This window comes from Pelotomaculum propionicicum, assembly GCF_048984525.1.
Taxonomy (GTDB): domain Bacteria; phylum Bacillota; class Desulfotomaculia; order Desulfotomaculales; family Pelotomaculaceae; genus Syntrophopropionicum; species Syntrophopropionicum propionicicum_A.
Genome location: NZ_JBMGJC010000007.1, coordinates 195293 through 217742 on the forward strand (window position 1 = coordinate 195293; position 22450 = coordinate 217742).

Annotated in this window: 26 protein-coding genes; 5 read left to right on the forward strand and 21 right to left on the reverse strand. The window is 46.4% G+C overall.

Annotation, left to right across the window (positions count from 1 at the left end):
* Positions 1 to 6: 6 nt before the first annotated feature.
* Positions 7 to 453, reverse strand: a complete 447-nt coding sequence (locus ACOBQJ_RS09700) for a hypothetical protein (RefSeq protein ID WP_421071553.1) — start codon at positions 451 to 453, stop codon at positions 7 to 9.
* Positions 446 to 655, reverse strand: a complete 210-nt coding sequence (locus ACOBQJ_RS09705; RefSeq protein ID WP_421071554.1) for a helix-turn-helix transcriptional regulator — start codon at positions 653 to 655, stop codon at positions 446 to 448. The genes ACOBQJ_RS09700 and ACOBQJ_RS09705 overlap by 8 nt, the downstream gene beginning before the upstream one ends.
* Before the next feature lie 239 nt (positions 656 to 894).
* Between ACOBQJ_RS09705 and cls the strand changes: the two genes are divergently transcribed.
* Entirely contained in the window at positions 895 to 2454 is a 1560-nt protein-coding gene (gene cls, locus ACOBQJ_RS09710; RefSeq protein ID WP_421071555.1) for a cardiolipin synthase, read from the forward strand.
* A 107-nt stretch (positions 2455 to 2561) separates the two neighbouring features.
* On the opposite strand, the gene ACOBQJ_RS09715 is transcribed toward cls, so the two are convergent.
* The 10 genes from ACOBQJ_RS09715 to ACOBQJ_RS09760 all read right to left on the reverse strand — a co-directional run bounded on the left by ACOBQJ_RS09715 (position 2562) and on the right by ACOBQJ_RS09760 (position 11289).
* Positions 2562 to 3968: an amidophosphoribosyltransferase gene (locus tag ACOBQJ_RS09715; protein ID WP_421071556.1), complete on the reverse strand. Its 1407-nt coding sequence runs from the start codon at positions 3966 to 3968 to the stop codon at positions 2562 to 2564.
* Between the two features lie 300 nt (positions 3969 to 4268).
* On the reverse strand, positions 4269 to 5510 hold the full coding sequence (locus ACOBQJ_RS09720) for an anti sigma factor C-terminal domain-containing protein (protein WP_421071557.1): 1242 nt from the start codon (positions 5508 to 5510) through the stop codon (positions 4269 to 4271).
* Positions 5500 to 5994 carry a sigma-70 family RNA polymerase sigma factor gene (locus tag ACOBQJ_RS09725; RefSeq protein WP_421071558.1) on the reverse strand — a complete coding sequence of 165 codons (495 nt, stop codon included), beginning with the start codon at positions 5992 to 5994 and terminating at the stop codon, positions 5500 to 5502. Before ACOBQJ_RS09725 ends, ACOBQJ_RS09720 begins: the two co-directional genes overlap by 11 nt.
* 281 nt (positions 5995 to 6275) lie before the next feature.
* Positions 6276 to 6566 (reverse strand): hypothetical protein, encoded by a 291-nt coding sequence (locus tag ACOBQJ_RS09730; RefSeq protein WP_421071559.1) that lies wholly within the window; start codon positions 6564 to 6566, stop codon positions 6276 to 6278.
* On the reverse strand, positions 6563 to 6913 hold the full coding sequence (locus ACOBQJ_RS09735) for an ArsR/SmtB family transcription factor (protein ID WP_421071560.1): 351 nt from the start codon (positions 6911 to 6913) through the stop codon (positions 6563 to 6565). The genes ACOBQJ_RS09730 and ACOBQJ_RS09735 overlap by 4 nt, the downstream gene beginning before the upstream one ends.
* A 217-nt stretch (positions 6914 to 7130) precedes the next feature.
* On the reverse strand, positions 7131 to 7277 hold the full coding sequence (locus ACOBQJ_RS09740) for a hypothetical protein (protein WP_421071561.1): 147 nt from the start codon (positions 7275 to 7277) through the stop codon (positions 7131 to 7133).
* A 126-nt stretch (positions 7278 to 7403) separates the two neighbouring features.
* Positions 7404 to 8504 carry an amino acid ABC transporter ATP-binding protein gene (locus tag ACOBQJ_RS09745; protein WP_421071562.1) on the reverse strand — a complete coding sequence of 367 codons (1101 nt, stop codon included), beginning with the start codon at positions 8502 to 8504 and terminating at the stop codon, positions 7404 to 7406.
* 19 nt (positions 8505 to 8523) lie between these two features.
* Positions 8524 to 9201, reverse strand: a complete 678-nt coding sequence (locus ACOBQJ_RS09750; RefSeq protein ID WP_421071563.1) for an amino acid ABC transporter permease — start codon at positions 9199 to 9201, stop codon at positions 8524 to 8526.
* 209 nt (positions 9202 to 9410) lie between these two features.
* Positions 9411 to 10253, reverse strand: a complete 843-nt coding sequence (gene budA, locus ACOBQJ_RS09755; RefSeq protein ID WP_421071564.1) for an acetolactate decarboxylase — start codon at positions 10251 to 10253, stop codon at positions 9411 to 9413.
* A gap of 256 nt (positions 10254 to 10509) precedes the next feature.
* Entirely contained in the window at positions 10510 to 11289 is a 780-nt protein-coding gene (locus tag ACOBQJ_RS09760) for a transporter substrate-binding domain-containing protein (protein WP_421071565.1), read from the reverse strand.
* 21 nt (positions 11290 to 11310) lie between these two features.
* On the opposite strand from ACOBQJ_RS09760, the gene ACOBQJ_RS09765 reads away from it, so the two are divergent.
* The 3 genes from ACOBQJ_RS09765 to ACOBQJ_RS09775 all read left to right on the forward strand — a co-directional run bounded on the left by ACOBQJ_RS09765 (position 11311) and on the right by ACOBQJ_RS09775 (position 13400).
* Complete coding sequence (locus ACOBQJ_RS09765) at positions 11311 to 11766, forward strand: glycosyl hydrolase family 18 protein (RefSeq protein WP_421071566.1); 456 nt, start codon at positions 11311 to 11313, stop codon at positions 11764 to 11766.
* A gap of 119 nt (positions 11767 to 11885) precedes the next feature.
* On the forward strand, positions 11886 to 12227 hold the full coding sequence (locus ACOBQJ_RS09770) for a YkvA family protein (RefSeq protein WP_421071567.1): 342 nt from the start codon (positions 11886 to 11888) through the stop codon (positions 12225 to 12227).
* Between the two features lie 309 nt (positions 12228 to 12536).
* Positions 12537 to 13400, forward strand: coding sequence for an AraC family transcriptional regulator (locus ACOBQJ_RS09775; protein WP_421071568.1), 864 nt, complete (start codon positions 12537 to 12539; stop codon positions 13398 to 13400).
* 111 nt (positions 13401 to 13511) lie between these two features.
* Here ACOBQJ_RS09775 and ACOBQJ_RS09780 read toward each other — a convergent pair whose 3' ends face one another.
* The 5 genes from ACOBQJ_RS09780 to ACOBQJ_RS09800 all read right to left on the reverse strand — a co-directional run bounded on the left by ACOBQJ_RS09780 (position 13512) and on the right by ACOBQJ_RS09800 (position 17776).
* Positions 13512 to 14702, reverse strand: coding sequence for a DUF2201 family putative metallopeptidase (locus ACOBQJ_RS09780; RefSeq protein ID WP_421071569.1), 1191 nt, complete (start codon positions 14700 to 14702; stop codon positions 13512 to 13514).
* A gap of 18 nt (positions 14703 to 14720) precedes the next feature.
* A complete protein-coding gene (locus ACOBQJ_RS09785) occupies positions 14721 to 15752 on the reverse strand; it encodes a hypothetical protein (protein ID WP_421071570.1) in 1032 nt (343 codons plus the stop codon).
* 38 nt (positions 15753 to 15790) lie between these two features.
* On the reverse strand, positions 15791 to 16354 hold the full coding sequence (locus ACOBQJ_RS09790) for a hypothetical protein (RefSeq protein WP_421071571.1): 564 nt from the start codon (positions 16352 to 16354) through the stop codon (positions 15791 to 15793).
* A gap of 474 nt (positions 16355 to 16828) precedes the next feature.
* Positions 16829 to 17164 carry a cupin domain-containing protein gene (locus ACOBQJ_RS09795; protein WP_421071572.1) on the reverse strand — a complete coding sequence of 112 codons (336 nt, stop codon included), beginning with the start codon at positions 17162 to 17164 and terminating at the stop codon, positions 16829 to 16831.
* A gap of 72 nt (positions 17165 to 17236) precedes the next feature.
* Positions 17237 to 17776: a hemerythrin domain-containing protein gene (locus tag ACOBQJ_RS09800; protein WP_421071573.1), complete on the reverse strand. Its 540-nt coding sequence runs from the start codon at positions 17774 to 17776 to the stop codon at positions 17237 to 17239.
* A gap of 313 nt (positions 17777 to 18089) precedes the next feature.
* Here ACOBQJ_RS09800 and guaA point away from each other — a divergent pair, with 313 nt between their 5' ends.
* Positions 18090 to 19397 carry a glutamine-hydrolyzing GMP synthase gene (gene guaA, locus ACOBQJ_RS09805; protein ID WP_421071574.1) on the forward strand — a complete coding sequence of 436 codons (1308 nt, stop codon included), beginning with the start codon at positions 18090 to 18092 and terminating at the stop codon, positions 19395 to 19397.
* Between the two features lie 129 nt (positions 19398 to 19526).
* On the opposite strand, the gene ACOBQJ_RS09810 is transcribed toward guaA, so the two are convergent.
* The 4 genes from ACOBQJ_RS09810 to ACOBQJ_RS09825 all read right to left on the reverse strand — a co-directional run bounded on the left by ACOBQJ_RS09810 (position 19527) and on the right by ACOBQJ_RS09825 (position 22448).
* Positions 19527 to 20360 carry an endonuclease VIII gene (locus tag ACOBQJ_RS09810; protein ID WP_421071575.1) on the reverse strand — a complete coding sequence of 278 codons (834 nt, stop codon included), beginning with the start codon at positions 20358 to 20360 and terminating at the stop codon, positions 19527 to 19529.
* Between the two features lie 177 nt (positions 20361 to 20537).
* Entirely contained in the window at positions 20538 to 20873 is a 336-nt protein-coding gene (locus ACOBQJ_RS09815) for a DUF3795 domain-containing protein (RefSeq protein ID WP_421071576.1), read from the reverse strand.
* Between the two features lie 150 nt (positions 20874 to 21023).
* Entirely contained in the window at positions 21024 to 21419 is a 396-nt protein-coding gene (locus ACOBQJ_RS09820) for a VOC family protein (RefSeq protein WP_421071577.1), read from the reverse strand.
* A gap of 168 nt (positions 21420 to 21587) precedes the next feature.
* Entirely contained in the window at positions 21588 to 22448 is an 861-nt protein-coding gene (locus tag ACOBQJ_RS09825) for an alpha/beta fold hydrolase (RefSeq protein WP_421071578.1), read from the reverse strand.
* Positions 22449 to 22450 lie beyond the last annotated feature (2 nt).

Consider the following 22450-nt stretch of genomic DNA (forward strand, 5'->3'; position numbering starts at 1 on the left):
TAAAATCTATAGTGAGTCATTCTTATTTTGTATCCTTTTTATTATACTTGTTGTTATAGCAATAATTAAAGCAATAAATGCTGTAATAAATAAAATTGGCGCGGCCATATCATCAATCTGATTACTATTACTAAATCCTGCTACTCTAATGAAAACTAAAATACAAGCAGCAACAAAAACGGCGATAAATACGGCAAGTACCGCCTTTAAAACTGTTTTTTCTTTACCGGCAGACGGCCCTGCGTAAGCATTGCCGGCTATTAACCGGACAACATAGACAGCGGAGCAAACTGTTAAGATAATCATTATATTGGCCGGATACCCGACCCACCTGAACCCGAAACCATAAAGCCCCGCGTCAAGCAACAGCAGGTATAACAGCATCAAAAATGTCTGGTTCCCAATTTTATTTTTTCTTTGCGTCTGCATTTCGTCCAACCCGTTTTTATTCATGGATTTCATCCTCCCAGAAAATATCATTGAGCGTTTTCCCCAATACTTTGCAAATAGCGATACACAAGTTGACAGAAGGGTTGTAGTCTCCGTTTTCAATCGCATTGATGGTCTGCCTGGTCACACCCACAGCATCGGCAATATCTTTTTGTGACATATCTTTCGCCGCCCGTGCCGATTTCAACTTTAAATTTTTACTCAATATATCACCCCGTATCATACCGGTTACCAGAAATAATAGTATCATTTAATTGATAAAGTGTCAATTATATTTTACATTTTATCTTACATATTTTACGCTATTGTTCCCTGCTGCTGATAAAATATCTGGTACAATATTATTAAGGTGAAATCCCTGGAAGATAAAACCTGATTAAGACAGGCATTTTTTATAACGACCGGTGGAGTGCTGTGAACTGACCCGGAAGGAGAAAGCGACGAATGGACCATTTAAGTGAACCGGGAACCGCTGCCAGGAGGACTAAGCGGACGCGGGGGACAGTGAGAGTGACAATGGTTTTCCTGGCCCTTTGCGCCCAATTGCTGCTGCTGGCTTACTTTGTTGATTTACTGAGGCAGAATGCGGTTTATCTTTATTTTTTGCTGGAAGTATTGGGCGCGGTGGTGGCTGCCTTTATCATTACTAAAAACCGCAACCCGTCCTATACTATTTTTTGGTTAATAATAATGCTGGTGCTGCCGGTTTTCGGTTACCTGCTGTTCCTGTTGTGGGGAACTACAGGATTAACGCACCGGAAAAGCAAAAAATTTTGTGAAAACATTGCCCGCGGCCAGAGCTTTTTAAAACAGGACCCGGATGTCCTCTCGGAATTTAAGAATAGCCATCCTTCCCGGCAAAGACCAGGTACTTATTTGCTTAATGAGGGGTTTCCGATATACGGGCATACGCGGTGCGACTATTATCCCCTGGGGGAGCTGCAGTTCGAAAAGTTGATCGAAGACATGGAACGGGCTCAGAAGTATATTTTTTTAGAATACTTCATTGTAGCCGAAGGGCAGCTCTGGGACCGCGTCCACGAGCTGCTGCGCCAAAAGGCGCGGCAGGGGGTGGAAGTGCGCGTCCTGTTTGATGACCTTGGAAGCATCACCAAAATATCAGAATCCGTAGTCAGCGAATTGCAGAGTGAAGGTATCCGGGTGATACGGTTTAATCCCGTCCATACCCACATCTTCAGGCTGCTTATCAATTACCGCAATCACCAGAAGATCGCAGTAATCGACGGCTATATCGGTTACGCGGGAGGTACCAATATCGCAGACGAGTACGTAAATATTACCCACCCGCTAGGTCATTGGAAGGACACAGCCATAAGGCTTGAAGGGTCGGCTGTGTGGGGTCTGACCGTTACATTTTTGCAGATGTGGGATACCGAATCCGGCCTTCAGTCAGATTACCGGCGCTATGCTCCTGCAAATCATGCTGGCGAAACTGGTTTCTACCAGCCGTTCGCGGACGGCCCCGTTAATAATCCGGATAACCCTGCGGCAGAGTTATACAGCCAGATTATTGCCGGAGCGCGGCGATACGTTTACATTACCACCCCCTACCTGGTGATAGACAATTCGATGAAAGACACGTTGCGCATGGCAGCCAGGGGCGGCATTGATGTGAGAATAGCAACACCCAAAATATGGGACCACTGGTACGTTCATATGGTTACTCAGGCGAATTACGGGGACCTGTTGGCGGCCGGGGTCAGGATCTATGAATATACGCCGGGCTTCCTTCATGCAAAAATGATTTTAAGCGATGACGACAACGGTGTCATAGGCAGCATTAACATGGATTACCGGAGTTTTTTCCTGCATTTTGAAAACGGGGTATGGATCTGCGGCGCTCCGGTCCTGCAGGACATGAAGAATGACATGATGGATATATTCGCTGTAAGCGAGGAAATACAGCTGGAGGAATGGAAAGGCAGGCCGCATTATAAAAAGATCGCCCAGGATGTCCTGCGGATTTTCGCCCCGCTTTTCTAGCATAATTACGATCAATATAAATATTCTTGATAAAATAAGCCCTGATTTCTCAGGGCTTAACAAATGTGTTTTACTTTACGGCTGAATTTTAAATTCTTTGGTATATTTTATAATTCTTTCCCGTTCCAGCAGTAGGTGCAGATTTTTTCCCTGCCTATGCCGATCGCATCAACCATGTCATGGATGTTCTGGTATTTAAGAGTTGAAAAGTTGAGCCGCTTGCAGATGCAGTCTACCATACAGTTGTACTGCTCAGTTGACGGATCACAATATTCGGCAATAGACTCCGGTTCTTTCCCTTCAAGCTCGATGATGGCCTGTCTTGCCGCCAGGTCCATTTCTGACCGGGAGACCGAGAAGTTTAAGAATTTACACCCGAATACAAGGGGCGGGCAGGCCGGCCGGATATGGACTTCCCTGGCCTTGCACCGGTACAGAAGGTCCACGGTTTCTCTCAGCTGCGTGCCGCGGACGATTGAATCATCGCAAAAGAGCAGGCTTTTACCGGTAACAATTTCAGGAATAGGCATCAGTTTCATCCTGGCGACAAGGTTTCTGATATCCTGGTTCTGCGGCATGAAACTCCTCGACCAGGTCGGGGTATACTTTATAAAAGGACGCCCATAAGGTACTTTGGACTGGTTTGAGTAGCCGATGGCATGTCCTACACCAGAGTCGGGTATGCCGGAAACCATGTCAATTTTCACATTGTCGCCTTTGGCCAGCGCCGCGCCGTTCCTGTTGCGCATGACCTCTACGTTCATCCCCTCATACGTTGAGGACGGGTAACCATAATAGACCCATAAAAAGGCGCAGATTTGCATTTTATCCCGGGGAGGCGCAATCTTCTCAATGCCTTCCGGGGTCAAAAGAATTATTTCTCCAGGGCCAAGCTCATAGCTGAAGCTGTAGCCGAGGTTTGCAAATGTGCACGATTCGGAAGAAACGCAGTAAGAACCTTCTTTCTCACCAATAATTAAAGGAGTCCTGCCCAGCTTGTCCCTCGAAGCGTAAATTCCCCGCGGCGTTAAGAGCAGGACCGAACAGGAACCCTCAATCAGCTCCTGCGCTTTTAATAAACCTTCCTTAAAAGAATTTTCATGATCTATAATCACAGACACAAGCTCAGTAGGGTTGATAGAACCCTTGCTCGTTTCCATGAAATGAATACTTTTCTGGGTGGAGAATTCTTTCGCTGCAATTTGATCCAAATTGTTAATTTTCCCAACAGTAGTGATCGCATATTGGCCAAGGTGCGAACGCACTGTCAAAGGCTGGGGTTCTGTGTCGCTTATACACCCAATGCCCATGGTACCTTTTATATTTGAAAGCTCAGCATCAAATTTGGCCCTGAACGGTGTATTCTCGATATTATGAATTGACCTGTTGAAACTGCTGCCGCCCCAGATAGCCATCCCCCCCCTGCTGGTGCCCAGGTGGGAATGGTAATCCGTCCCAAAATAAACGTCTGTTACGCAATCTTCTTTAGAAACAACGCCAAATAATCCACCCACTTAATATTACACCCCTTAACTGTATTTAGACTAAAATAATTGCCGCATGTGATTGAAATCGACATATACCCCAAAATAACATACATTAATAGAATTACATTTTTATAATAATATTGCAACAATATTTTATATCCAAAATCGTGTCAAGAGAACCGTCCCCTTGACACGATCGTGTCAAGGGGACGGTTCTCTTGACACGTTTCCACGGGCGGATCAGCCTACAGGAACCAAGCAAAATCAGCTGGATTGTCTATTTACTTATGAACAAAAGGAGACAAAAATCACGTCCTCATGTTTCCCTTAATAAATCGTGCCGCTGAAGCTGCGGTTAAACCAGTTCCACAAACCGACATCTCCCAAAGCGGGGGAATGGACGGACTCAAGGTTTTGCAGCTTTAATAATTCCTTGGTGGGCCCGGTGACGACCACCCCGTAAACCTGGATGCCGTTGTCTTTTATATACTGGTACCGCTGCTCGAGAAGCAGTTTCTGGGGATTTCCCTGGTAAACACGCCGGGCAATTTTCTCATTATCAACCAGGAACTTCATTGATTCTAAAAAGTATTCTTCTCGCAAGGCAATATCTTCATCGGAAACGGTAGAGTTTTGGCTTAACATGTGCAGGGACAGGTCAGGCATACCCCAGGCGCCGTCATTGGTTGACAGGGGTTCCCGGTGATCCCGGGATGTCCCCTCTGTCCCGGTAGCCAGGGCATACCAGGTGATATCTAAATCGAATTCATCCAGCATGTCTTTAACCTGGTCAATGGAATATACCTCCCGGAAAGAAAGGGCCATTTCAGCCACTGTTCCCTCGGGCAATATATCCAGGGCCTGCCAGGTATCCTCCCCTGCCTCGGCTATATAACGGCCATTGTCACTCAGGTCCGAGAGCTGGTCCGGATGGTAAAAGTACAAATAGTGCTGGTAGGAGCCGTCGGCCCACTGGCGCCTGGTCAGCACCGAAGAAAAAAGCTGGTTCACATTGAGGTGCCCGATAACCTTGCTTTCCTTGCCCACCTGTTTTTGCAGGGCGTAATTACCCATGGCAACGAAATACGGCTTTATTTCCACACTACTGTGACCCCAGCCCGCGCGGGAAAAGAAATTTGGATGGGAGTCGAAAGTCAGGGGCATGGTCACATTGGGGAAGGTGAACTCCGTCAGGAGGGCCGCCGTCTTTTGCGTCCGGTATAAACGGGAATTTTCTCCGCCCCAGTTGAAATACAGGCTGGACAAAAAACTGCCGGCAATACTCAGGACGGCCATGAGCAAAAGCAGGAAGACCGCCGTGCCGATGCGGTTTTTATACCTGGCCCGCAGTAAAATGCGGCGCTGTTTTTTTTCGTCCAGTCCGCAGTCCTCGGACCATTCTTCCTTGAAGACCTTACCGTTTTTTTCAACGGCTGCCAGGCATTCGTCCAGGACCTGCCGGCAGGCCGGGCAGTTCTCCAAATGTTCCTCAACAGCCTTTTCTTCGCCGGGTGAAACCTTGCCCTTCAGGTATTTTTCTTTTATTTGCTGGAATTCCTTACAGTCCATCCTCCATCACCTCTTTAATCTTCCGGCGGCCCCGGAACAGCGTAACCTTGACATTGGTAAGGCTGATGCCAAGGATTTCCGATATCTCCTGATAAGTAAAACAGTGATAGTCCCGCAGCACAATTACCTGGCGGGTCTTTTCCGGCAAAGAGCCAACCACCTTTAGCCAGCTGCTGAAGTTTTCCTTTAGCTGGTAACACTCCTCAGGGTCTTGTGCCTGTCCGGGATACAGGCTTGCCAGCAAGCCGGGATCCGTATTGACCTGTCTTTTTTCACGGCGATACCAGTCAACATATGCGTTATAGGCGACACGGAACAACCAGGGACGCGCCTTCTCGCCTTTATAGCCCGCCAGGTGGTCATAAGCCCTGATAAAGGTGTCCTGGACCAGGTCTTCAGCCGCCTGGGGGTGGCCGGAAAGACGGAGCAAGTATTTGTAGAGGTCATTCATATTGTCCCGGTAAAGGTCGTCCAGAGTTTTCAATTCGCCGCCACCAACCCCGTTCAATAAAACAACGAATAATAAGAAGGGAAAGTTACACTGTTATTTAATTTTACAACAAAAAAAGCGCTTCCGCGCTTTTTTAGGAAGGGAAGACAAGGGGACGTTCTTTTTGTTTTCTATTCAGTGCCGGCTTTTAGCGCCTCGCTTATGGAAATAAGTGCGGTAAGGTAAAAAATCTTGAGCACATTTAGGCGTAGGATTTAATTAAGAGTAATTATTTTCCTTCTTCCCCAGGGTTTGAATTACCGATGGCTATAACTTTATTCCACCTCCCGGAGCATTTTTTCCATAGCATAAATGCTTTGCTTCATCTCAGCCAGTTCTTTGATTATTCTCTGTTGATCATTCGCTATCTTCTGCTGCGCTGAAACAGCTTCCTCGGCAAGCTTGCGATAAGCCTCGTCACGGGCGATTTGCGACGCGCTCATTGTTTTGGCCCTTACTATTTTTGTTCCTTGTGTTATCGAAGCAACAATTATTATCGTAAGCAGCGCCAGAATAACCAGCACAAAACCCATTCCGCCAATGCCGAAAACAACTTCTTGATTCATTTATTATCCCCCTTCTCGTTCTTACTTTCCGGTTCGTCAGGTCTTTTAATACTCAACGTTTTTACCGCTTCAACTATGATCTCCGGACTGAGTTGCAGTACAAATGGAGTTATTTCGTAGTAATTCATCGCTTTGCCGTCCTCCGACAGCTCCATTTTGCTCGTCACCAGGCCGGCATTCTCCAGGCGTTTCAGGTGCATGTAAAGCAACGGCCGGCTAATCATAACCTCACGGGCGAGCTGGCTCACATGGATCCGCCTGCCGGCAAGCAAAGCAATAATTCTTAACCGGTGCGGATTTGCCATTGCTTCAAGTATTTTTATTAATTCGTCCCCCGAAGGAGACACCGGTTTTAAAATATTTTTATCATTGATCTCCTGCACCCCCTTTCAGAATTGCCTTGGCGTATTTTGCGCGATTTTTCAGCCGACTGGCACTTTAAAATATTGGCTTTAACCTGGGCTCCGGCTATTAATAACTGACACCTGTAACAATTATATTACAGGTGTCAGTTTTAATCAAGACTATATGGGTACCCGAGTTGACCAACTCTTAGCATCTATTTCAGCCAAAGCCGCCCGCTGCCAGGAACATACCCAGACCTGCAAACCAGGTCACCAGGGGCCAAGGAGACGGAAGTTCAACAAAAATACTTGCTATAACAAGAGCAAGGCCGGAAAACCTCAATAGGGTACGCCATCTGTTTGTCACCCAGAAACCCTCCTTTAATATGTAAGCAGGAAGAAAACCCGTAACAATTCCTTCCCGTTCCAGCAGTATGTGCTGATTCTATTTTCGCTGATTTTTTTACTATAGATTGCATCAACCAAGAACGTGTCAACAACCCCGTCCCCTTGACACACCCTTGACACGCAGGGTTAGAATATTCTTGCCGTGTTCATATTTGTAGTCTATACTCTCACACCTGCTCTTAATCAGTTTAATGCCGATATCGTCCTCCCGCTTGCAGTCCTCGAGCACATTGCACTCCTCACAGGTACTTTCACAAATAAATAGCAGACTGCCGTCCTTTTCCGAGTAGCTCAGGCTTATATTTATGTCGCTAAAGTCAGACTGCAAACCGAGCACTTCTTCAGCCAGTGATATGAGGTAGTTACAGGACTGGGCGGTGAGCATATGTTTATCGCAAAACGCTTCAATTTCAGCGTTCATCGCATATAAATCATAATTTCTGCTGGTGATATGATAGGTAAAGCTGCGTATTCTGTTTATGAAAGCCCTGGTTTTTTCTTTTTGGGGATTTTCGAAAACCTGTTGAGGAGTGCCCTCCTCGTAGATTATCCCTTCGTCCATATAAAATACCCGGTCGGAAATGTTGCGGGCAAATTCCATTTCGTGGGTTACAATCACCATGGTCATACCTTCCCGGGCTAAACGACGGATCACAGCCAGCACTTCGCTTACCATAGTCGGGTCCAGGGCTGAGGTAGGCTCATCAAAAAGCAGTATTTCCGTTTGCATGGCCAAACAACGGGCAATTGCCACTCTCTGTTTTTGCCCCCCGGAAAGCTCGTCCGGAAAATTGCGGGCTTTTTCCGCCAGCCCGACCAGGTGCAATAAATCCATCGCGCCGGCCTGGGCCTCGCTGCGGCTTTTTCCCAGCAGTTTAACAGGACCGATAGTCAAGTTATCGAGAACAGTCAGGTGCGCATACAGGTTAAAAGACTGGAAGACCATGCCCATATTCTGGCGAATTTTCGCCACATTAGTACTTTTGTCCATCAAGGAAACACCATTTATATAGATAGTTCCCCCACTGGGCGTTTCCAGCAAATTCAGGCAGCGCAGGAATGTGCTCTTGCCGCTTCCTGACGGCCCAATTACGGTAACAACCTCACCTTTTCGAATTTCAGCGGTTACATCTTTCAACACAACCAGGTCGCCGTATTTTTTAGACAGGTTTTTGGTCTTAATCAAATTTTCGCACCCTTTCCCCCTAAACTGTTCTCCTGGGATTAACCGACAGTTCAAGCCGGTCCAGGGCACTGGTAAATACAGCGGCTATTAACAGATAGAGCACAGCGGCCATGATCAGCGGGAAGAAAGCATCATAGGTGCGGCTCCTGATAATATCACTGACTTTGGTCAGGTCTTGCACAGCAATGTAACCCACCACCGAGGTTATTTTAACCAGGGAGATAAATTCGCCCTTGTAGACAGGCAGTACGCGGCGCAGGGCCTGCGGCATAATAATATAGCTGAAGGTCTGGATTTTGGAAAAACCGCCGGCGATCCCGGCTTCGGCCTGGCCTTTATCGATGCTCTCTATGGAGGTCCTGAACATTTCTGACACGTATGCCCCGAAGTTCAGGCCAAAAGCCAATACTGCTACCAATACCGGATCTATATTAACCGAAGCAAAAACCAAATAGTATACGATCATTAATAATACCAGCACAGGCGTCCCCCGCAGCAGGTAAATATACACTCGGGCCGGCAGGCTCAGGATCCTGCTTTTGGACATGCGCATAAAACAAACCAGGGCTCCCATAAGCGTGCCGAAAAGGGCCGCAAACACTGATATTACCACTGTAGTCTGCAAACCTTCCTTGATCAGCAAGTAGCGTTGTTCGAGGATAATATTGTTGTAAAAGCTGTTTGAGATACCCTGCAAAAATGATAATTCACCATATTGGACCGTTTTGCCGGTGTAAAAAGCCAGTACAGACAGGACTAAAACCAGTAATACTATGCCTCCCGCTGTAATTGTTTTCTTAATCTTTATTCGCCTCCCCCGTTCACCTTTTCTTTCTGTCTCATTGTTTTTTTATTTTAAAGACCCGCGCTGCCAGCAGCTGCATAGTCCGTTCATACTCGTATCGGTTATTTTTCCACCTTCTCAGCCTCCTGGCTGCGGTCCTGGCTAAGGTCAATTTTGTTAAAGTCATCGCTAACCGGTAAAGCCAGGTGGAAATTGGCAGTCTCATCTAATTGCAGCTCGCCGTTTTGCAGGTTGAAATCCAGCAGGTGGCCGCCGGCTTTTTTATCGCTGGTGAGAAAGTGCACGTGGTATCCGGCCACATTTATCCCCTGCACATAGGACGGGCACCAGAAACCCACCAGAGTTCCGTTCACATTTTCAAATTCAAATTCAGGTTGATTTTTTGTTACTTCCACCAGGGGCGGGTAAGGTTTCTGTTGTCCCGGTACGCTCCTGGTTTTAACGTACTTGAAGTCACCGTTTATTTTTATAACGTGAAATATGTTTTTGTTCGTAATCGTCTCATCTAATTTAGCCTGCAGCTGGGCAAAGTCCATAGGCCCGGACAGGGTAGCCGTCTTATCGGCGTCAAAATAGCTCAAGCTGGCAAAAGGGGTCTGCATGTTGTCATCTACCGGATAAGCCACACCGTCCGCCTTAACCTGGTAAAACTGCCCGTCAAGTTCAACCAGTTCCCCGTCCAGTCCGGCCACTGTTCCGATACCTGTATCGCCGTATTTGCGCAGTTCGCCAAAGCTAAACTGTCCGTCATACAAGCCGTCCAGGAGGGCATTAAATGTTGATACCTGGTATAAGATATCCCGTTCCTGACCCTGGTAAGCGCTCTGGGACGGGCCCAACGTCGTGATAGTAGCTGCCTTCTCATTCTGGGAGATCCGCAGGACCACCAACAATACAATCACAATTATGAGTCCCAGTACAGCAACAACTATTCCCTTTTTCATTTTTAGCCTCCCACCTTTTCTGATTACCCTGATCCTATTTAACCCGGGGCCTTCTGCACGCCTGCAGCTGTCTTTTTTTGGAGGATCTCCTTAAAAAATTGTGTCCTGGTCATTTACATATGCCAGGACTATAATTACAGACATGTTCTTGACCAATGAAATTATAATTGCAATCAGATCTTCGATAAAAATGTCTCCTGCTTCCAGGGAAAGGGGGGTTCCTCCTTTCCCTGCGTACTCCGGTAATTAATATTTTTTATTCTTTAACCAGGGCCGCTATGCCTCCCTTGTAATAAGGCTCAGAAAACAATACGTTTTTTGCCCGTTCATCAGTGATGGTAATACAGGCCCCGATCATATCCACCTTGCCTGCCATCAGCGCCGGGATCATAGCGCCAAAGTCCATGTTGACCACTTCCAGCTTCATACCTAACTTTTGAGCGACATAGCTGGCCAGTTCAATATCAAAACCCACTACTTTCTGGCTGCCGTCTATAAATGCAAATGGCTCGGTAACCGCCGCGGTGCCAAATTTCAAAACGCCTTTATTCCCGTCCAGCTTTATATCCGGCATAGGTGCCGGGCTCCCGGTTTTGGGGAACCAGCGCGTCATCATCTGATCATAGGCGCCGTTGGCTTTCAGCTCTTTTACGGTATCGTCAATGGCTGTTTTCAATTGTTTATTGTCAAGAGCTACAGCAAAACCATAGTTATCAACAGTGATCATCTCGGGCATGACCTTCAAACCAGGATTTTTAGCAGCTATATTTTTTAATATAGGTTCATCATAGGCAGCCACATCGGCTTTGCCTGTCTTTACCGCCAGACATGAGTCAAGCACCGTATTGTAGTATTGAAATTTGGCGTTAGGATACTTCGATAATACCAGTTTATCTGCTACCGTACCGGTTGGGACAGCAAACTGTTTGCCGTCCAGCTGGTCCATAGCAGTGATTTTTTCCCGCGAACCGCACCCTGCGGTTATCAGTAACGAAAAAATTAAAAGGGCAGCCAATATACCACTAAATCTCTTCAATACTTACGTCATCTCCTTTTTTTGCTAATTTTAATGCTATATTTCTACAAAATCACTGCTTTTCCTTCAACCAACCAGGGCCTTATTACGAAATACATGGGTCCGGGAGACCGTTGGCGCTCATCCACGGCGTTTTCAAAGGTTCCCACTGAAAAAATCTCCCTGGGGATCGCGTCTTACGGTTATGACTGGCTTTCCGGCGGTACCAGGGCGAATGTCGTGACCACCCTTGATGTTATGCAAAAAACAGGGCATGGTGGTTTTACGGCGGGTTGGGATGAACCAAGCCGAACGCCTTTTGTGAAATACAGGGACTCGCAGGGCAGGGATAGGGAAATATGGTTTGAAAACAGCGCCGGCGCCGGCCATAAAATGGCGCTGGTTAAAAGGTACAGGTTGGCCGGATTTTATTTCTGGAGGCTGGGGTATGAAGACGCTAAATTTTGGCAGACTGTTAGGGAATCCCTTTTACAATGAAACAGTTTTTGCAAAGCGCAAAACCCCATTGAAAATATCAAACGAACTTTTTAGCCTTACTTACCTTGTGCAATGAAAGGCGAGCATTATTGAAAAGGTTATGGTATTGGGTCAAAAGGTTGAAGTCGGATATATTTATACTATATTTTGCAGTAAAAGATCCCCGTGTCCCACGGCAGGCCAAATTATCGGCCGTGCTGCTGGCAGCTTATATCATAAGCCCTATCGACATCATTCCCGACTTTGTTTTGCCGGGACTTGGTTACATCGACGATATAGTCCTCATTCCTTTTGCAGCCCAACTTATACAAAAAATGATTCCAATTAACGTTATTTCAGACTTAAACACAGAGGCCGTACATTTAAGGCGGAGAACAAAAAGTTTGATTGCCGTGTTAGTGTCCGCAGGAATAATATTAGCGCTGTTGCTTGTCTACAGGTATCTGCCTATCAGTTTTTAAAGTGCCGCATTAATTTACATCCCGCCCGGTGCCCGCATGTCAGGAGGATGGTTCTTTTGACACGTTTTTTAAGAGGCTGTAATCTGAGGCTTTTGAAGGCAATAGCAACAGGAAACAAAAAGAACCTTCCCTGGAAGTCCAATAAGTAAATATGTTAAGCCTGACCTCATTGACCAGGAAGTCCAATAAGTAAATATGTCAAGCCTGACCCCATTGATTTATAATTAGATCATCTTACATTTTCGTGCACCGAATGAGAGGAATGTCTCTTTTGATGATGCTAAACTTTGGTTGTCAGGAGGTGATGCAATGGAATGGCTGGAGAGATTGAACCAGTCGATCAGCTATATTGAAGAAAATCTATGCAGTGAAATCAACTATGACCATGCCGCTCAGATCGCCTGCTGCTCTACTTTTCACTTTCAGAGGATGTTTTCATATATAGCCGGCGTTCCCCTTTCCGAATACATCCGGCGCAGGCGCATGACGGCCGCGGCGTTCGAGCTGCAGACCAGCGATATAAAAATCATTGACCTGTCGCTGAAGTACGGCTATGATTCACCGACCTCCTTCAACCGGGCATTTCAGAATGTGCATGGCGTGTCGCCGTCAGTGGCCCGGGCTGAAGGGACGTCTCTCAAAGCATTCCCGCGCATCAGCTTCACAATTTCAATCAAAGGAGACGTGGAAATGGAATACAAAATTGAGAACAAGGATGCTTTTAGAATTGTCGGCGTCAAGGAGCACCTGGACATGAGCATCGAGGAAAGCATGGCCAGGGTGCCCCTGTTCTGGCAGGAAACCGCCCGGGCCGGCATAATCCCGAAACTCTGCGACCTGATGGACCAGCCCCCGCTTGGCGTGCTCGGGGTCAGCACCTGTATGAACGGCAAGGACTTTGACTATTATATCGCGGTGGCGTCCGACAGGCCCGCGCCGGAAGGCAGTGTCGAATACGAAGTACCAGCATCCACCTGGGCCATATTTGAATGTACCGGGCCGATGCCCCGGGCGATTCAGGAACTGCAAAAACGCATCGTAACAGAATGGCTGCCGACTTCCGGCTATGAATATGCCGACAAACCCGACATCGAGGTATACACTGAGGGAGATACGCAATCACCAACATACAAATCCCAGGTGTGGCTGCCAGTGGTGAAGAAGAAAGTATAATAATGCTTTTATAGAAGCATGCCAAAAACTAAGCGCAATTTTTAAACCGTGTCAAGGGGACGGTTCTCTTGACACGGTTTAAAAGAACAAAGCAAAAAATAAGGGGGAGGCCTACTCTAGATTCATGTAGGCGACGGTCCCGAAGGAGGGAATTGGCTTGTTTTCATTGGTCAATACCCAGAGCACGGGGTAGTATGGCGGGTCTTTGGGCAAGGTTGCGTCTCCATCGGTCAGGAAGACCATCAGCGACGGGTTGATGCCGCGTTTTTCAACTTCCTGAAACAAGGGGCGGAAGTTCGTCCCGCCGCCACCCTTAAACTCCATCGGGATGTTATCCAGGTCAAGCTCCTGAAAGAGTTGGACAGCCGCATCACAGTGGGCGATATAACCCTTAAACTCCGGATAGGAGTAGACAATGCTGACCATTTCTGAGATAAACTGCTTGTAAAAACGCCAAACCGAACCGGAAGTATCAATGGCCACAACGACCTCTTCGAGTCCTTCACTGCCGAACTCCGGCAGAAAGATATAGTCGAAACGCCGGTCAGGCGGTATGAAGGTGTAGTCCGACCGGGTCGGCTGGACAAAGGAAGCCAAAGCCTGCTTCCAGTCCAGCTTGGGATAAAGGATATTGTCGACTATTTGTTTCATGCCGCTGGGCAGTTGACCTCTGTGCTGGGCACCATGGGCTGCCTGGGCTGTTCGCATCTTCCAGGTAGATGCCTCAGAGTTGGAGTCGGTGGACTCATCATGGCCGCTTTTGTTCTTACCCCACTTGGAATGGTCATCCATGATTTTGCCATCAGGCTTTTGGCCCTTCTGAGATTCACCTGAACCACTTTCCCCTGACAGGGAGATATTACCTGCCTCATTGCGTGGAGCAGGCGGCATTTCCTGGCGGAGGACAGTATACACGGAATCAGCTGTCATGTCCCTGAAACGGTCGGCCACGAAAACGTCGGGCGGCAGCTTGAGCCCCTGATCCTTGACGATTATATTCACGACATAATCGCAGGCCATGTCCCAGAGCTCCTGGTCCCTGGTGCCCCGCCGCCAGATGTGCTGGAGGGCTGCGTGCATTACTTCGTGGACCAGGGCGCCCATCAACATATTTACACCGCCGGTATTTACCAGGCCTTGTACAAACTCATCGTTGTAATGGAGGGTAAAACCCTCCGTCCTCATGGTCGGAGTGGACGGATCATCCTGGGGCTGCAGGTAAAGGGCCAGGGAGCCGAAGAAGGGGTACTTCAAGAGCAGCTGAGTCCTGGCCTTGCCGATCAAATAAAGAGAATCCGGCACGGTTATCCCTCCCAAATACTAATCTACTCCCACCAGGACATCAGTATGCTTGGCCAACCAGTCGCGGAAGTCAGGCAGGGTAACCAGATCAGTCCGGAGGTTGGCTTTCACGGCGTCACTGATCGCCAGTACCTGGTACTCGACCATCAGATTTGAAATAAAGGCAAAAAAGTTACTCAAACGGGTCGTGGTCTTATTATTGGACAGGCTGCTGACCAGGGCGCCGATGCAGGCGTAAATCATATCGGGTGACTCCGGGACTGCCGTTATCTTGCCGTCCAGGATCTCGTCAGCGTCGGGCATCTGCTCCAACATCCGGCAGAAGGCGGTGAACTCGGTGGCGGGGCCTTCATCGACCGCCCCGCAGATAGCCGGGAAAGCCCTGTCCACGTTACCGTAGGAGGGGAGGATTTTGTGGACGAACTCCCAGCTGCGCGGGCTGGGGAAAGCTTTAATCTCAGCGGCCTGGTTGGGAAACCGGTAAAGCAGTTCGGGCCTGAAGTTTAAAAAGCTGATCACCCGGTGGTCGATCCCGCTTGGGATCGCCCAAAACTTCCAGTCCTCCAACGAGCAGGTAATTTCAAAGTGGATCATCCTGTTGGCCAGCGCTGCCGGCATCTGGTTGCTGACGCCTTTATCCTGAGCCCGGTTGCCTGCCGCTACCTGGCGCCAACCTTCAGGCAGGACGTATTCACCGATACGCCTGTCCAGGATCAGCTGGTAGGCGGCAGCCTGCACAGCCCGTGGGGCAGAGGTGATCTCGTCATAAAGGATAACACCTTCCGCGCCGTCGCGCCCGACATCGGGCAGGAAGGAAGGGGCAAGCCAGTCGGCCTGACGGGTATCCCTGTTAGGATAGGGAATGCCGCGCAGGTCAATGGGGTTCAGGAGCAAAAGCCGCAGGTCGAGGAAACCCCAGCCTCTTTCAGCAGTTATCTGCTTAATAATGCTGGATTTCCCGACTCCGGGAGGACCCCATAGCATCACGGTCGGCACTTCAGGATCAGTTAAAAGGATATTCAGGTGCCCTTTCGCTTCAGTCGCAAACATATTTATGTCACCATCCTAGAATTAAGTCCCTTGGTTAATCAGTAGCCTGTCAGCAGGGCCATCGCGTCATGCAAATTGACAATCTTATCCTTGCTGGCATCATCAGGAGCACCCCAGCCCTGTTTAATGATCACGTAACCTCCAGTAACCAGGATTAACAGTTCGCAATATTCCAGGTTATCGAATACTGCAGCCGGTATATGCCTCGGAACATCGTAGAAGTTACAGCGGGGAGCCTGTACTCCCGGGAGGTAAGGTTCTTCCGCGTTCCACATCTCGATCGTCCAGGGGTTGTTTGGTGAAAGGTCCGGGTCATCAACAAACAAGTCACGGACTTTGGTTTTTCTAAAAGTACCATGAGAAAGTGTAAAACGCGGCGCCCCTGTTTCAACAGTTTCGTATAAAGCCAGGTCAACCTGCGGTTCACCGTCCACAATATCCTGTCTAATTACCAGATTATAAATGCTGCCGTTCTGGCATCTCTCGGTAATTAAACCTTCGCTGTCGTATACGCTGCAAGTAATCCTGTCGGAAAAGTGAAGAGACGACTTTAAATTAGCCAGGTTCCCGATATAGACCATTGGAAAATTATAATTCAGCATTAAAAAAACCACCTAATACTGATATTTCCGGTTATGGGTCGGCCAATGTTACTGGTAATACGATGAGAAAAAGAAAAAAGGACAATACCAACTACTTCTTATGCCTGGCCTGGGTTGTCAAAGATGGAAGTCTCGAATATCGAGCTCAGGCGGGGAAAACCTTCTATCCTTAGCATAATATATCGTTTAGGACATTGCAACATAATTAATAACACTGCTATAGTTGAAAAACAACAATGAAGCCTTGATATAACTGACTTTGTTATTTTTACCCATAAAGAACTATTTTTTAAAACTCAACTTATCTTGTTCCATGCCCTTTCCTTTTACAAAACTTTTAACTATGCCATTAATAATCAGCTTATGGCGTGAGGAAACAAAAAGAACGTCCCTGTGCTTCCCTTTATGCAGTGAACCAGAAAGAACGTTCCCCTTGTTATAATATTTATCTTGTTTTTGATTTCTCTTGTAATTCTACTTTACCGCACTTTTCTTCGTGTTGGGTACTTTTATCACGTAAACAGAAAATGTGCAACCCTGGTTGGCTTCCAGAGCGTGAGGAATATGGGCTGGACTCACCACGATATTCCCAGATTCAACTACCTGCTCCTCTTCTCCGATAGTCACTAAACCATTACCCTCTATTACTTGAAAAAGAACGTCCACGGGGGTCTTATGGGAAGGGACCTTCTCCCCCGGTTCCAGAACCAAATTGATAATACCAACTTCCGGCATATCTATTATAGGCTTACCCTTTACGCCCCAGCCAGTCTGTCTGTATGGCAGATCTTCCACCTTTATAACTTTCATTAAACCCGCCTCCTATTAAAATTTAGTTTTCATTATAAATTTTTATCCTTCACATATGTTTCTGTTACAATACTACACTTCAAATTTTTCTGACCACTTGTGGATCATAGAATGCAATTCTTCATGAACCCCATGTCCTATGACACTTTCCTCATGCTGTTCAAAATCCTGGTAAAGTTTATCCTGCATGTCTTCGTCTAATAACTGATCAGCCATTACAAACAGGACATTGTTTTCTTTTTCTATATGGCTCAATAAGAGATTACGATATTTAGCAGCAGCAGTATTGAATTCCGTCAAGTCCTTGGATTCCAGGGCTTTATTCATCAGAGCGATATATTCCCTGCCCAGGTTATGTTCTTTAAGCATTACCCCAACCGGCCCGCCTTCATTGGGGACCCCTTTTTTAATTAATTCTGCAAAAAGAAAATTCTCTTCTTTTCCATGATGGCATTTATCAGCGAATATTTTAAGAAAATAGACTAGTTCATTATAATACTGAGGTTTGGTATTATCCCCTTTTGTATCGGCTGATATCATTTTATCCATAATTTTTAAGACGTGTAGAATGGAATCATGTTCTTTCCTGAGATCTTGTGTTGCTTTTCCCATAATTCATCCCTTTCTCTAAAATGGATTTTTATATTTATTTTACTAAATCAGGCACAAATAAAAAAGCATGTGCCTGTATTCTTGCAACATAGATACCAAGAAAACTCTATGCTATCTCTCTGACAGTAAGTTATCAGGAGAACTACTTCTTGACACCTGAAATTATGAACACTAGAAGTGGATATACCCACTGGAACTCGTTTTGACAGTTTTCAGCCACAATTCGTTCCGCTGCTTTCTTGTGAGGAACGTTCTGGCAATGCTATAATCATATGCAGTAAGCAAACTATTTTTCGGGGGGACAAGGCTTGAGATGAAGCAGGATATGATTGTTATATTGGATCTGGGAAGCAGGAATAATACCGATATTGCCAGGGCAGTCCGTAATCTTGGTGTATATAGTGAAATTCACCCTCACGATATCTCACTGGATAAACTATCACGGCTGCCAAACATCAAGGGCATTATTATCAATGGCGGGGAGAATAATCTGATCGACGGAGTAAGAATCGATGTCGACCATGGAATCTATGCAGCCGGTTACCCAATCATGGTAGTTAATCATGAGTCTGCAGAATATGTAAACAGAATAAAAAACTGGCCGGAAACAGAAGAGGAAATCTATGAAGTTTTACGTATTTTCATTTTCAATACCTGCCATGCAGAACCTAATTGGAATATGAAAAATTTCACTGAAGATCAAGTAGAGCTGATCAAAAAACAGGTAGGTGATAAAAAAGTTTTACTCGCATTATCTGGTGGAGTAGACAGCTCAGTGGTCGCAGCATTGCTCATCAAAGCCATCGGGAAGCAGCTGGTATGCGTGCACGTCAACCATGGCCTGATGCGTAAAGGCGAATCAGAAAATGTCATTGAAGTATTTAAAAATCAAATGGACGCAAACCTTATTTACGTTGATGCCAGTGAACGTTTCCTGAAAAAACTGGAAAACGTATCAGATCCCGAGAAAAAGAGAAAAATCATTGGCGCTGAATTTATTCGCGTTTTTGAAGAAGAAGCAAGAAAACTGGAAGGCATAGAATTTCTGGCTCAAGGAACCATTTATCCAGATATAGTAGAAAGCGGCACGAAAACTGCAAGCGCTGTGAAATCCCATCATAATGTGGGTGGCTTGCCCGATGATCTTCAGTTTTCGCTGGTAGAACCTCTTTACCATCTCTTTAAGGATGAAGTCAGAGCATGCGGTATTGAACTGGGCCTTCCAGCAACCATGGTTAACAGACAGCCATTTCCCGGGCCTGGACTCGGTGTGCGCTGCCTCGGCGCCATCACCAGAGAACGCCTGGAAGCGGTAAGAGAATCTGATGCAATATTAAGGGAAGAGTTTGAGATAGCTGGTTTAGACAAAAGAGTCTGGCAATATTTTACTGTCGTTCCCGACTTTAAGTCTGTTGGTGTTAAAAATCATGCCCGGAGTTTTGAGTATCCAGTCATTATTCGGGCCATAAATACAGTCGATGCCATGACTGCCAGCATAGAACAAATCGACTGGCCTGTTCTCATGAAAATTACAGATCGTATATTAAATGAGGTCCCCAATGTAAACAGGGTTTGTTATGACTTAAGCCCTAAGCCCTGTGCTACCATCGAGTGGGAATAGGGGTCAGGCTTGAATTATTTACTTATTTACTCCCACCTTTGGTTCACATCATATACAGTAAATGTAGTTTGCTCTCTCCTGATTTTATTTTTGATACCATTGATGGGGATAAATTAATCTAACAGTAAGTTAACGGGAAAACTTAGGCTGACATTCCGGGCAAAAGTACACATTCCCACCCATATAAGCCTGCTTGACTATAGTACCTCCGCATACAGGGCACGGACTGCTCAATTTTCTATTTGACATTATTGTTTCATAACCACCGTTACGTCCAAAAAGGTCTTTTTCAGTATCACGGCCGCCCTGCGCTGTCATCTTGGCAAGAGTAAGTTTTACGCTTCTAAAAAGGTTGGCTTTCCCGTCATCTGTCAGCTTAACAAGCGGTGTTCTGGGATTTATTCTGGCATTAAATAAGATGTCCTGCAGCACCCCGTTTCCGAGGCCTGGAATACGCTGCTCGGTGGCAAGAAAAGCTTTCACGCTGATAGTCTGTTTGACGCCGTCCAGCAGTCTTCTGAAATAACTTTCGTCGAATACATCGGTCAGCGGGGAAGGCTTTTGCTTTGCTATTAGATAATACTGGCTATCGTTATCTCCTTCATGGTATACCAAGAGGCCGCCGTACATCTGGACCGTGCAGACAAGTGAAGCACTGTCTTCAAACTCGATATGCAGCTGGTTTTTTACAGGGACCGGACACCCCGGCGGATAATATCTTATGTTGACGCCATCGTTAAAAAGGATCCTGACATCATCAGCCTCAATTTCAACGAAACCGGCGACAGCCCTGGCTTCACCGACCGTTTTCCCGGAAAGCAGGCTGTTGTAGCCGGCCGGGTCCCCGAAGTAAAACGCAAAACGATGTGGTGATGAATTCGCCAATACTTTTCTGATGACCCTGCCTTTAATGGTCTGGTTTAATTGTTCCGCAGCATTTTTACACTCGGGTATTTCTAACATTCTAATCCCTCCTGTTAATAGGGGTCAGGCTTGAATTGTTGAATTATTTCGCAATATCTTCTTCAAGCAACGACTTTTTTCTTGATTTATTGCCTTTATCATATTTTATAAGCCTTACGAAGCCACATCGTCCACTTGGATAATTAGATAATAAGTAAATAATTCAAGCCTGACCCCTTATTTTTCGCGGGCAGCTTCCAGCCTCTCCCTGGCGCCTTTAACATTTTCCAGGATGAAATTTTCTTTATCGCAGCTGAAAGAACCGCAATCTCCGCAGTGACCGAGCTGTTTTTCCAAGTTGCAGGCCCTGATCTCGCACACGCCGCAGTGAGCGAACCGCAGCCCGGAACGGCATCCCAGGCAGTTGATGTGCTCCGTCCGGATATCCGCGTTAAACATTTTACTCCACTGACCGGCTGTTTTTTTGCGGAGCTCATCATTATTATCCACAGTGGCCTTATAAGCCGGACACTCGTCACACATTATGCCGCAATAAGCCATCATCTGGTTCATTACAACCCCTCCTTATATTTCAATAAGTCATTTAATACATCCTTATTATAACAGCTATAATTTGGCAAATGCGTGTTGTATTGTCATTATTTTCTTAAACTCTCTTTAAAAGCGAAAAAGGGAGACAAACAAACGTCTCCCCTGTCTCCCTTAGCCCAGTGTGTAATTCAGCGACCAGGTTACTCTGTAGCGGTCTTTCACCACAGCGAACAGCGCCCCCCAAAAGGTCTTCTGCAGTTCCATAAGCGGCTTCCTGTCTTCCAGCAGATCTTTATACAGGCGGTTGATTTCCTCCTCGCTGTCCAGGTTCAGCAATACGCCGAAGCGGTTCCCTTCCTTGATCTCTTCAAAGGGGTCGCCGAAGAACAATACACAGGTTTCGTTCACATGCAACTCGGCATGAATTATTTTCGATTCATGCCCCTTGAACATTTCATTAACTTCCCCGGTCATGACGCTCTTTAGTTCTCCGCCGAATACCTTCCGGTAGTATTCAATAGCCTCCCTGCAGTTGTCCACCATAATCGTGGGCACGATACTTTTCATTTGTCCATCTCCTTTCCTTGGGTCAGGCTTGAATTATTGAGTTACTCTGGAATATCTTCCTTCAATTAACTACTAGGTTTTCCTGATTTATTGTCTCTTACCACATTATATAAGGCTTCCGATGTCACATCGTTCTTTGATAATCAGATAAATTAATAAGTGAATAATTCAAGCCTGACCCCTTTCTCTTTCCCTGAGGAATTGGGTAATTTTATCTGTAATATTGATGATAACATGCCCGGTACCCGGCAAAACATTAATATTTGCGTGAGGGAGTAAATTCCCCAGGCGTCTTGCAGTGTCAATAGAATGAAACATAATATCCTTGTCGCCTACAAACAGTATTGTTGGCATGGTTAACCGCTTTAATTCACTGTCAGTAAATAAAGGTATTACCCCGCGGCGGTAATTAAAGTTTTTTCCTATAAGCCTTTGATATTTTATCACCACGTCAGGTATGGGCTGGTTTCCGTTTACCTTTTTGGACAACCTGTCCATCCCCTTTTCCCCTAAAACCATGTGGGCCAAGGCTTTAAAAAGGAAAGATACTTTTTGCCTTCCGATACCTGCCGGGCAAAGCAGCACAAGCTTATTTACTTTTTCCGGGCAACACACGGCAAATTTTACTGCCAGCCATGCTCCCAATGAAATGCCAATAAGGTTGGCTTTTTCTATGGACAGGGCGTTAAAGACATCTTCAAGCCATTCCGCATAAGCGGGACCGTTCAATGGCAGCTGGTTTTCGTCACTCCTGCCCGGTTCCCCCGGTATATCCACAGCATATACACGATAATTACGGGAATACTCCCGTGCATCCGCCAACCACATAACTGAATTCATAGCACTGCCGTGAAGCAGTACCAGCGGAGGAGCGTCTTTTTCGCCATTGGCAATAATAAATGTCTTTCCATATCGGGTATCAACGTATAATTTTTCATTAGGCACAGGCCAATGTTCAAGCAGGGAATCGTAAAATTTTAAAACAGCAGCCTTCCCTTCCTGTGACTTAAAAGCAAGTTTTGTTTGCATTG